This window comes from Kitasatospora sp. NPDC001225 (genome assembly GCF_053597855.1).
This window is the reverse complement of record NZ_JBSFJC010000195.1, coordinates 1-10,687: the sequence shown is the minus strand read 5'-3', so window position 1 is coordinate 10,687 and position 10,687 is coordinate 1. Positions and strand designations below refer to the sequence as shown.

Below are 10,687 nucleotides of genomic sequence, written 5' to 3'. Positions count from 1 at the left end.
GGCGCCGTAGCCGCAGAACCGCCGTTCGAGGACGGCGATCCGGAGACCGGGGTCGGCCTTCTTCAGGTAGTAGGCCGTCCAGAGCCCGGTGTACCTGTCGCTGCCGTGCTTGGAGGTGAAGTAGCCGTCGGCGGTGGGGTACTTGCGGCAGGCGCTCTCGCCGTCGGTGGTGTCGTCCTCGCGGCCGACGACGCGGGCCTCGGCCTTCGGGTCGGAGCAGGGGACCACGTCGATGTCGGGGTTGCTGTCGACGACGCCGGGCAGGGCGGCGGCGATCGGGTTGTTGTTGTGGATGCAGTCGCCGGCCTTGGCGAACTCGGGGTCGCGCTTGGCCATGACGACGATCAGCGGGATCAGGACCGCCGGGACGAGCAGGCCGGCGATGGCGGGCCGCAGGTACACCGGCTTGCCGGGGTCCGCCGGCGGACAGGGCGCGAAAAACTTGGATCGGGGGACCTCGGGAGCGCTTGGAACGGCCCCGTACGCGGCCCCGGCGGGGGCGGGGCCGCGCTCCGGCGGGCGTCCGGGACCCCTGCGGCGGGCGCCCGCGGGCAGGCGCTCACGCGCCCGCCTGCGCCCTCGGCAAACAGGCTCTGACCTGGCATTATGCCGAAATTCGCCTAGGCTGTGGAGCTCTGCCGGACACCTTCGGAGGGGACATCGTGAACGAGGAGAAGACCGGGTACGAGGCCGCCCGCATCCAGGTGTGGGAGGGCCTGGAAGCCGTACGGAAGCGGCCCGAAATGTACATCGGCTCGACCGGTGAACGCGGCCTGCGCCAGCTGGTGTTCGAGGTCGCCGACCGGGCGGTGAAGGAGGTCCTGGCCGGGTGCGCCAGCCGCGTCGAGGTCACCCTCACCTCCGACGGTGGCGTGCGCGTCGCCGACGACGGCCCGGGCGTCCCCGTCCGCGGGGCGGAGGGCACCGGTGAGCCCGACCTCGACACCCTGCTGACCCGTCTGAACGCCGGAGCGGGGCCCGGTCGCGGCCGCAGCGACCTGGCGCTCGGGCACTGGGCCGCGGGCCCGGCCGCCGTCAACGCCCTGTCGGACCGGATGACGGCCGAGGTGCGGCGCGAGGGGGTGCGCTGGGAACGGGAGTACGCGCGCGGCACGGCCGTCACCCCGCTCACCGACGCGGGCCCGGCGACCGGCAGCGGGACCGTCCTCACCTTCTGGCCGGATGCCGAGGTCTTCGGGACAGCGCTGCTCTCCTTCGACGACCTGGCGGACCGATTCCGTGAACTGGCCTTCCTGAACCGCGAGTTGGACATCTCACTGACCGACCGGCGCGGGCCCGGCGAGCCCAGGTCCGAGCGGTTCCACTCCCCCGGCGGGGTACGGGAGTTCGTCGCATTCCTCGACAACCGGGACACGGCCCGGGACACAGCGTGGGACACAGCCCGGGACGCGGCGCCCGCCGCCACGGGCACCCTCGCCTTCGAGGGCGAGGACCCGCGGATGGCGGGGACGGTGGAGGTGGCCCTGCGCTGGCGCGCCGACGGCGAGGAGCGGGTCCGGAGCTTCGCCAACAGCCGGCCCACCCCGCGCGGCGGCACCCATGAACTCGGTTTCCGCGACGGGGTGGCGGCCGCGCTCGACGCGTACGCGCGCAAGCGGCTCCGGCCGGCCCCGGCGGAACCCTGCCTGAGTGCCGGGCAGGCCTGGGCGGGCCTGACGGCGGTCGTGTCGGTGAAGCTCGACGAGCCCGAGTTCCACGGCTCCACCCTGGACGTGCTCGGCAACACCGCCGTGCGCGCCTGCGTCGCCGAGGCCGTCCGACGCCACCTGGATGCCTGGCTGGAGGAGCACCCGCAGCAGGCCGCGGCCGTCGTCGAACGCCTCGTCCGGGGCGCCTGAGCGGCACCCGGCCCCGCCGCCTCCCTCAAGGCGGCGGGACCGGGAGGCCAAGGGCCGTCAGGCCGGGCGGATGCCCGGGTTGCCGGCCTCGGTGGTGAAGGAGGCGGCGGTGGACAGGGTGCCGCCGGGGCGGGTGATGTGGGAGACGACGCGGTAGTCGGCGCGGGCCCGGTGGCGGTCCAGGGTGAGCACGGTGTAGCCGCGGCGCCCGTCGTAGAACTTCATGTGCGGGTTGGCCGCCATGAGGTTGCCCCAGTTGGACGGCTTCTCCTCGCCGTCGCCGTCGCTGCTGATCGAGGTGCCGACGAACTCCACGCCCACCGTGCGGGAGTTGGGGTCGTTGAAGTCGCGCTTGACGTCCAGGGCGTAGGCCACGTGGACGTCGCCGGTGAGCAGCACCAGGTTCTTGACGCCGGACTGGTCGACGGCCTTCAGGAAGCGCTCGCGGGCGGCGGGGTAGCCGTCCCAGGCGTCCATGGAGAGCTTGGAGCGCTCGGCGGTGGTGTTCTTGCGGCGGGAGAAGACGACCTGCTGGGGGACGACGTTCCAGGTGGCCTTGGAGTGGCGCAGGCCGTCGGCGAACCAGCGTTCCTGGGTGGCGCCCATGAGGGTGCGCTTGGGGTCGTCGGACTCGGGGGTGGGGTACTGCCAGCCGTCGCCGTTGGCCTGGTCGTCGCGGTACTGGCGGGTGTCGAGGATGTCGAACTGGGCCAGCTGGCCGTAGTGGACGCGCCGGTAGAGGGTCAGTTCGGTGCCGCGGGGCTGGGGCATGCGCAGCGGCTGGTTCTCCCAGTAGGCGCGGTAGGCGGCGGCGCGGCGGGCGACGAAGGGGGCCGGGTCCTGGTTCTTCTCGGGGATGCCGGCGGCGTAGTTGTTCTCGACCTCGTGGTCGTCCCAGGTGACGTACCAGGGGTGGGCGGCGTGGGCGGCCTGGAGGTCGGGGTCGTTCTTGTAGAGGGAGTAGCGCAGCCGGTAGTCCTCGAGGGTGGTGGTCTCGTGGTTGAAGTGGGCGGCGAGGGTGCGGTCGGTGTACTTGCGGTCGCCGCCGGCGGCGTCGATGCCGTACTCGTAGATGTAGTCGCCGACGTGGAAGACGGCGTCCAGGTCCTCGCCCGCGAGGTGGCGGAAGGCGGTGAAGTAGCCGTCCTCGTAGGCCTGGCAGGAGACGAAGGCGATGCGGGCGCTGTCGAGCTTGCGGCCGCGCGGCGGGGCGGTGCGGGTGCGTCCGACGGGGCTGGCCCAGGTGCCGACGGTGAAGCGGTACCAGTAGGTGCGGGCGGCGTCGAGGCCGTCGACGTCGACGTGGACGGCGTAGTTGAACTCGGCGTGGGCGCGGGCGGTGCCGCGGCGCTCGACGCGGCGGAACTTCTCGTCGCGGGCGATCTCCCAGCCGACCCGGACGGAGCCGGTGGGCGGCAGGCCGGCGCCGGGCTCCAGCGGGCGGGGGGCCAGGCGGGTCCAGAGCACGACGGCGTCGGAGGTGGCGTCGCCGGAGGCCACGCCGAGGGTAAAGGGATCGTCGCCGATGGCGCGCGGGGCGATCTCGTTGTCGGCGGCGTGCGCGGAGGGCAGGTTGACGCTGAAGGCGAGCGCGGCGGCGGCCGAGGTGACGGTGAGGAAGCGGCGCCGGTCCAGGCGGGAGGCGGCCTCGCGCAGCATCCGGTCGGGCGTGGGGTGGTCGTCGGGGCGGGTCATGGGGGTGGTGGCCTTTCGCTGCTCGGGGGGTGTGCGAAGGGAATTGGAGTGGACCGCCCCGTACGGCGGGGGTCGGGATTCCGGCAGCAGAGTGATCATCCGGTGCGAGAGCCGTGAAGGTCCGGCAGTTCCGGCGGATCCCCCCGAACAGGGGTGAAAGGGATCAGACGACTTCCAGGTTGGCCATCATCCCCATGTCCTCGTGCTCGGCGTTGTGGCAGTGGAAGAGGTAGCGGCCGCGGTAGCCGTCGAAGCGGGTGATGATCTCCGCGGACTCCCCCGGGCGCAGCGAGACGGTGTCCTTGAGGCCGGCGTCGTGGGGCAGTGGGGGTCGGCCGCCGCGGGTGAGGACGCGGAAGCCCACCAGGTGGAGGTGGACGGGGTGGTGGACGTCGGCGATCAGGCGCCAGATCTCGGTGTCGCCGAGGGGGACGGTGACGTCGGTGCGGGCGGGGTCGAAGGGGCGGCCGCCGATGAGCCAGCCGTGGCCGCCGTTCATGCGGCCGGCGCGGAAGGCGAAGTCCCGTGTGCGGACGGCGTCTTCGCGCCGCCAGTCGGGCAGGTCGGTGGCGAGGCGGGGCGGGATGCGGCTGTCGTCGGCGGGGGCGGGGCGGGCGATGCGGAAGGCCATGACGTCGCGGGTGCGGCCGGTGCCGAGGCGGTTGACGATCCGGACCAGGGAGCCGACGGGGGCGGGGGCGAAGTCGACGACGAGGTCGTAGCGTTCGGCGGGGGCGACGGGCAGGCTCCGGTGGGTGACGGGGGCGGCGAGCAGGCCCTGGTCGGCGCCGATCTGGACGAGGTCGAGGCGGCGGCCGTCCTCGGTGCGGGCTTCGAGTTCGTAGTGGCGGGCGTTGGAGGCGTTGAGCAGGCGCAGGCGGTGGCGGGCGGCGTCGGTCTCGTGGACGGGCCAGGGGGCGCCGTTGACGAGGACGACGTCGCCGAGGACGCCGGCGAGGTGGGGTTCGGTGACGCCGGGGCGGTCGCGCAGGGCGGGGTCGAGGGAGGGGTAGGTCAGGGCGCCGTCGGCGGTGAAGGCGCGGTCGGTGATCATCAGGGGGATCTCGTGGGGGCCGGCGGGCAGGCCGAGGGCGTCCTCGGCGTCGTCGCGCACGATGTGCAGGCCGGCGAGGCCGCGCCAGAGGGCGGGGGCGGTGAAGTCCATGCGGTGGTCGTGGTACCAGAGCAGGGTGGGGCGCTGGTCGTTGGGGAAGGTGTAGTCGCGTCGCAGGCGGCTGGTGACGGCGCGGGGGTCGGCCATGCCCGTACCCGTGCCGCCCGCGTGGCCGCCCGCGCTGTCCATGCCGGGCATGCCGGGCATGCCGGGCATGGTCTGGGGGGTCTGGGGCCAGGCGGCGGGCAGGACGAGGTCGGTGGGGTAGCCGTCGGAGTCCGCGGGGGTGCGGCCGCCGTGCAGGTGGACGACGGTGGGCACCGGCAGTTCGTTGCGGTGGGTGACGGTGACGGGCCGGCCGCGGCGGGCCTCGATGGTGGGGCCGGGGAAGGAGCCGCCGTACGTCCACAGCGGGGTGCGCAGGCCGGGCAGGATCTCGGCGCTGGTCTCGCGCTGGACGATCTCGTAGCGGTCGGTGCCGCCGTCGGTGGAGACGGGCCTGGCGACGGCGGGCAGCGGCAGCGGCACCTGGTAGGGGGGCGGCAGGGCGGCGGCGGTGCGCAGTTCGGCGCCGGTGGTGGCGGGGCGGCGGGCGAGGGCGGCCGCGCCGGCCAGCGAGGCGGTGGTGAGCAGGCCGAACGCTCCGCCGATGCCGAGGATTTGACGGCGCGTCAGGTTGACGTGGGGTTCAGGCACGGTCGTCGTCCTCCCGGCGGAGGGGCCGGCGCGGGGGCAGCGGGGTACGCCACAGGGCGATGGTGAGCACGGCGAGGCCGGCGATGGTCGCCACGCCCAGCGGCAGGTGCAGCCACAGGGCGCCTTCCGTTCCGGCGACGTACTGCGCGGTCTCGGCCGCGACCGCGGCGAGGGTGGCGGCCGCCGGCCAGGAGCGGCGCAGCCGGATCCACACCACGAGGGCGGCGACCAGCTGCAGGTAGCCGAGGGCGGTGACGGCGTTGGCGCCGGCGGTGTGCCAGCCCAGGGCGTCGTAGTCGCCGCTGAGGTAGACGCCGGCGAAGACGGGCTGGCCGAAGGCGGCGGCGGTGTGGACGGCGGCCACGGCGCGCAGGGTCCGTCCGGCGGGCCCGGTCCGCTCCCCCGGGTCGGCCCCTGCCCGCGGCCCGGTCCGCTCCCCTGTGGCGGACCGGGCCTCGGGCTCCGGTGGGGTCTGGTGGGCGGCGGTGGCCATGGCGCGGGGTCCTTCCTCGTACAGGGCGTCCGGGCCGGCGCACCGCTGCGGGCGGTGCGCGGCCCGTCCCTGACGCTATGTCCGCCCGGCTATCCTGTCTAAGATCAATATCGCTATGGCGTTATGACCGCTGGGGCATGGGGGCTTTCGTGGACCTGAACACGCTCGCGCAGTTCCTGGCGGTGGCGCGGCTGGAGCACCTGAGCCGGGCGGCGGAGGAACTGCGCGTCGCCCAGCCGTCGTTGAGCCGCTCCATCGCCCGGCTGGAGGCCGAGCTGGGCACCCCGCTGTTCGAGCGCGGCGGGCGGCTGCGGCTGAACGCGGCCGGGCAGCTGTTCCGCGGCTACGTCGAGCGTTCGCTCGGCGAACTGGAGGCGGGCCGGCGGGCGGTGGCGGAGGCCGCCGGGCAGGGGCTGGGCACGGTGCGGCTGGCCTCGGAGACCTTCCTGGCCTTCAGCGGGCCGCTGGCCGCGTTCAAGCGCGGCCACCCGGGGGTGGAGGTCGAACTGCACCAGCTGCCCGCGCGGGAGACGGCCCGGCGGCTGCGGGCCCAGGACGTCGACCTCGCCGTCGTCTCCCAGCCGATCACCGCCGAGGGCCTGGAGTCGGTGCTGCTGCTGGACGAGGAGGTGGGGCTGGCCGTCGCCCCCGGCCACCCGCTGGCCGGGCGCACCGCGGTCGGCGTCGACGACCTCGCCGACCAGCCGTTCATCGCCGCCCGCCCCGGGCACTGGCAGCGCCGCCTGCTGGAGCGGCTGTTCGCCGCCCGCGGCCTGGAGCCGCGGATCGTCTGCGAGAGCGACGAGGCCGGCGCCATCGCCGAGCTGATCAGCGCGGGCCTGGGCATCGGCCTGGTGCCCGCGCTCTCCCGGCGCACCGCCACCCGCCTGCCGCTGGTGTGGGTCGGCGTCGACGACCCCGACTGCCGGCGCTCCCTGACCCTGTTCTGGGCCTCGGACACGCGCCTGCCCGCCGGCGCCCGCCGGCTGCGCGAGGCGATCGCGGGCTGGGACTGGGCGCGGAGCGGGCAGGCGCAGCGGGGCTTCTGACGACGGGCGCCGCGGGCGGACGTCGCGGCCGGTCCCCGCGGGCGGTGGTGCTAGAGCTTGGCGGCCGAGAAGGTGTCGCACTGGGCGAAGTCGCCGCCGCGGTAGCCGGTGGTGAACCAGGCCTTGCGCTGCTCGGCGGAGCCGTGCGTCCAGGCCTCCGGGTTGATCCGGCCGGTGGCCTGCTGCTGGATGCGGTCGTCGCCGACCGCGGCGGCCGCGTCCAGGCCCTGGGCGATGTCCTGGTCGGTGAGCGAGGCGATCAGCGGACGGCCGGTGGAGGCCTGCGGGGTGGTGGTGGCGTGGTGCGCCCACACCCCGGCGTAGCAGTCGGCCTGCAGCTCCAGGCGGACCGAGCCGCTGGCGGCGCCCTGGCGGTCGTTGCCGACCTTCTGCATGGCGCCGGTGAGGGTCTGGATGTGGTGGCCGTACTCGTGGGCGACGACGTAGGACTCGGCGAACGGGCCGCCCTTGGCGCCGAAGCGGGCGGACAGCTCGTTGAAGAAGCCCAGGTCGAAGTAGGCCTTCTTGTCGCCGGGGCAGTAGAACGGGCCCACCGCCGAGGTCGCCGGGCCGCAGGCGGTGGAGACCTGGCCGGTGAACAGCACCGTCTCGGCGTTCTTGTACGGGATCTTGGCGGCGCGCGGCAGCTCGGTGCGCCAGAACTCCTGGAGGCTGTTGGTGACGGCCACGATCCGGCAGTCCTGGCGCTTGTTGGCGTCGGCGCCGGTCTTGCAGGCCTGCTGCACCTCGCCGGCGGTGCGGGTGCCGGTGGAGGAGTTGGAGGAGCCGGAGCCGGAGGACAGGCCCAGCAGCTGCGGGTCGACGCCGAGGACGACCGCGAACAGCACCGCGAGCAGGCCCACGGCCCCGCCGCCGATGGCGACCTTCCCGCCCGGGATGCCGCGCCGGTCGTCCACCTGCGAGGTGTCGAGGTCGCCCTGGTCGTCGAACTGCATGTGCCCCTGCCTGCCCGCTTCTGTCGGTCTCTGGCGATCGGTCGATCAGTCGATCTGTCGGTCGGTCGATCGGTCGGTCGGTCGCTTTGTGCGCTCTGGTGACGGTCTGTGCCGTCACGGCCCGGCCCAGCCTACGGGCCCCGGCCCGCCTCGTCGCGCAGCGGGGCCTTCCGATGCCGGTGCGGGCGTCAGGCGGGGGCGGGGGCGCCGACGACGCGCAGCAGTTCCAGGCGGGAGGCGGAGTCGCTGCCGGGCGCGGCGGTGTGCACCAGCAGCAGCTGGTCCTCGCCGCCGGCGGCCAGCACCTCGCACTCCAGGTCCAGCGGCCCGACCACCGGGTGCAGGAGCCGTTTGCGGCCGCTGCGCCGCCGGGCGACCTCGTGGCGTTCCCAGTGGGCGGTGAACTCGCCGCCGTCGGCGAGGAGTTCGTCGAGGAGCTCGGCGGCGCGGCGGTCGCCGGGGCGGGCGGTGCGGGCGGCGCGCAGGGCGGCGACGTGGGCGCGGGCGAGGTCGTCGTGGTCCTCGGCGGGGAACAGCGTGCGGGTGTCGGGGTCGGTGAACCAGCGCAGCAGGAGGTTGCGGCGCTCGGGCGCCAGGGCGGTGTGGTCCCCGAACAGGGCGGCCGACATGGCGTTCTGCGCGAGGACGTCGCCGAGGTCGGAGACCACCTGGGCGGGCGTGTCGTGCAGCCGGTCGAGGATGAGCAGCAGTCCGGGGCGCACGTGGCCGAGCGGGCCGTGCCGGCGCGGGGGCTCGTGCCCGGCGAGGCGGAACAGGTGGTCGCGTTCGTCCTCGCTCAGCCGCAGGGCCCGGGCCAGGGCGGCGAGCAGCTGCGGTGAGGGCTGGGGGCCGCGGCGCTGTTCCAGGCGCGCGTAGTAGTCGACGGACAGCCCGGCGACCTGTGCCACCTCCTCCCTGCGCAGTCCGGGTGTGCGCCGCCGCGCCCCGGGCGGCAGCCCGAGGTCGGCGGGGGCGAGCCGGGCCCGGGCCCGGGTGAGGAAGTCGGCCAGCGCCGTTCGGTCGATCATGCCCCCAGCATGGCCCGCCGGGGCGCGGCGCAGCCAGGGATCGCCGGTCCCCGGCTGCCGGGACGCCGCCCGCTCCCGTGCCGCGCCTTCCCGGCCCGCGCGCGTCCCGCCGGTAGCGTGGACCGGCAGAACTTCCCCTGAGAGAACGGATGGTGACGGAATGTCGGACGAGGCGAAGCGCCGCATCTTCGCGATGCTGGACACCGACGGCGACGGCGTGATCTCCCACGACGAGTACCTCGCCCGGGTCGACCGGGCGGCCTCGGCCTTCGGACGCGGCCCGTACGACCCGCTGGTGGCCGCGGCCCGCGCGACCCACGAGGAGGTCTTCCGGCAGATGGACGGCGACGGGGACGGCGGCGTCACCTTCGAGGAGTACCGCGCCTGGGCCGGTCACGAGGCCTTCGAGGAGACCTGTCGGCCTGCGCTCGGCTCGCTGTTCGACCTCGCCGACGGCGACGGCGACGGGCGTGTGACCCGCGGGGAGTTCGCCCGGCTGCGCGCGGCGAGCGACAACCCGCCGGAGGGGGCCGCCGCCGCGTTCGACGCCCTCGACACGGGCGGCGAGGGCACCGTGGAGCGCGCCGTCTACCTGGTGGCGATCCACGACTTCCTCACCACCGGCTCCTCCCCCATGGCCGGCGCCTACGGTGACGGCCACCCCGGCCCGCGGGAGCCCGCCGTCCGCTGACCTGGCTCCCGGCGGTCGGTGCGGGCGTCGGCGGTCGGTGCGGCCGGTGCAGGTGTCGGCGGGTGTCGGCGGCCGGGAGCCCGCCCGGGCGCCCCGTGGCCCCAGCCGGGGATCGGCGGTCCCTGGATCGGGAGGTCTCTGCCGCGCCCCTCGCGCCGCGGGCAGGGTGGTGGGCGTCGGAGGAAGCGACTCCCTGGAGGAGACGGGCGATGGCGAAGATCCTGGTGACGGGCGCGACGGGTTCGGTGGGCAGCCGGCTGGTGCCGCGGCTGGTGCGGTGGGCGGGGGCGGAGGGCTCCTCGGTGCGGGTGCTGGTGCGCGACGCGGCGAGGGCCCGGGGCCTGGACGGGGTGGAGGTGGTGGTCGGCGACCTGTGCGAACAGGGCGACCGGGCGCGGGCGTTGGACGGGGCCGACGTGGTGCTGAACGTGGCGGCGGCGCTGCGCGGGGTGCCGGACGGGACGGCGTGGGCGGTCAACCGGGACGCGGCGGTGGCACTGGGGAGGGAGGCGGCGAAGGCCGGGGTCGCGCGCTTCGTCCACACCAGTACCAACCTGGTGTACGGGCGGGGGCTGGGCCGCCCCGCCGTGGAGGGCGACCGGACGGCGCCGGATCCGGCGTGGGGGGTGTACGCGGCGTCCAAGGCGCGGGCGGAGGAGGGGCTGCGCGCGCTCGGGGACGAACTGCCGCTGGTGGTGGCCCGGTTGGCGTTCGTGTACGGGGACGGCGATCCGCACCTGGCGCAGTCGCTGAACTGGGCCGCGCACTGGCCCGCGCACCAGCGCCTGGCGGTGGTGCACCACGCGGACGTGGCGCGGGCGCTGTGGCGCGCGGTGACGGTGCCCGGCGTCGAGGGGCGCACGTACAACGTCGGCGACGACGCGCCGCTGACGGCCTGGGACCTGTACGCGCTCAACGGGCGGGTCCACCCCGGCGGTTCGCCGGACGCCCCGTTCGACCCGTGGGAGGGGCAGGTGTCGACGGCGGCGGCGCGCCGGGAGCTGGGCTGGCGTCCGCTGTACACCGGGGCCAACTACGTCCTGGACGAGCTGCAGCGCTTCCTCGGAGCCTGACCCGCCCCCGCGTAGCGGGCTGGGGGGACGCCG

At 75.2% G+C, this 10,687-nt stretch carries 10 protein-coding genes; 4 read left to right on the top strand and 6 right to left on the bottom strand.

The genetic code is table 11. The features are described 5' to 3' along the window. Positions 1 to 402: LppU/SCO3897 family protein (locus ACWDCZ_RS36475; RefSeq protein WP_449818137.1), on the bottom strand; the 402-nt coding region annotated here is incomplete at its 3' end. Positions 403 to 662: 260 nt separating this feature from the next. Between ACWDCZ_RS36475 and ACWDCZ_RS36470 the strand changes: the two genes are divergently transcribed. Further along, positions 663 to 1,859: a DNA gyrase subunit B gene (locus ACWDCZ_RS36470; RefSeq protein ID WP_449818136.1), complete on the top strand. Its 1,197-nt coding sequence runs from the start codon at positions 663 to 665 to the stop codon at positions 1,857 to 1,859. A 57-nt stretch (positions 1,860 to 1,916) separates the two neighbouring features. Here the strand turns inward: ACWDCZ_RS36470 and ACWDCZ_RS36465 are convergent, their stop codons facing one another. The 3 genes from ACWDCZ_RS36465 to ACWDCZ_RS36455 form a co-directional block, all read right to left on the bottom strand. Further along, positions 1,917 to 3,554 carry an alkaline phosphatase D family protein gene (locus ACWDCZ_RS36465; protein WP_049655540.1) on the bottom strand — a complete coding sequence of 546 codons (1,638 nt, stop codon included), beginning with the start codon at positions 3,552 to 3,554 and terminating at the stop codon, positions 1,917 to 1,919. 163 nt (positions 3,555 to 3,717) lie between these two features. Next, the gene (locus ACWDCZ_RS36460) at positions 3,718 to 5,364 is read right to left on the bottom strand and encodes a multicopper oxidase family protein (protein WP_449818135.1); all 1,647 of its coding nucleotides are present in this window, start codon (positions 5,362 to 5,364) and stop codon (positions 3,718 to 3,720) included. Then, entirely contained in the window at positions 5,357 to 5,857 is a 501-nt protein-coding gene (locus ACWDCZ_RS36455) for a hypothetical protein (protein WP_199823141.1), read from the bottom strand. Before ACWDCZ_RS36455 ends, ACWDCZ_RS36460 begins: the two co-directional genes overlap by 8 nt. A 149-nt stretch (positions 5,858 to 6,006) precedes the next feature. On the opposite strand from ACWDCZ_RS36455, the gene ACWDCZ_RS36450 reads away from it, so the two are divergent. Beyond that, the gene (locus ACWDCZ_RS36450) at positions 6,007 to 6,906 is read left to right on the top strand and encodes a LysR family transcriptional regulator (RefSeq protein ID WP_049655544.1); all 900 of its coding nucleotides are present in this window, start codon (positions 6,007 to 6,009) and stop codon (positions 6,904 to 6,906) included. A 50-nt stretch (positions 6,907 to 6,956) separates the two neighbouring features. On the opposite strand, the gene ypfJ is transcribed toward ACWDCZ_RS36450, so the two are convergent. Together ypfJ and ACWDCZ_RS36440 are read right to left on the bottom strand one after the other, a co-directional pair. Beyond that, positions 6,957 to 7,862: a KPN_02809 family neutral zinc metallopeptidase gene (gene ypfJ / locus ACWDCZ_RS36445; RefSeq protein ID WP_049655538.1), complete on the bottom strand. Its 906-nt coding sequence runs from the start codon at positions 7,860 to 7,862 to the stop codon at positions 6,957 to 6,959. Between the two features lie 188 nt (positions 7,863 to 8,050). Next, a complete protein-coding gene (locus ACWDCZ_RS36440) occupies positions 8,051 to 8,887 on the bottom strand; it encodes a helix-turn-helix transcriptional regulator (RefSeq protein ID WP_449818138.1) in 837 nt (278 codons plus the stop codon). Between the two features lie 163 nt (positions 8,888 to 9,050). Here ACWDCZ_RS36440 and ACWDCZ_RS36435 point away from each other — a divergent pair, with 163 nt between their 5' ends. Together ACWDCZ_RS36435 and ACWDCZ_RS36430 are read left to right on the top strand one after the other, a co-directional pair. Continuing rightward, entirely contained in the window at positions 9,051 to 9,581 is a 531-nt protein-coding gene (locus ACWDCZ_RS36435; protein ID WP_449818134.1) for an EF-hand domain-containing protein, read from the top strand. 209 nt (positions 9,582 to 9,790) lie between these two features. Beyond that, positions 9,791 to 10,654, top strand: coding sequence for an NAD-dependent epimerase/dehydratase family protein (locus ACWDCZ_RS36430; protein WP_449818133.1), 864 nt, complete (start codon positions 9,791 to 9,793; stop codon positions 10,652 to 10,654). The last annotated feature ends 33 nt before the right edge of the window (positions 10,655 to 10,687 follow it).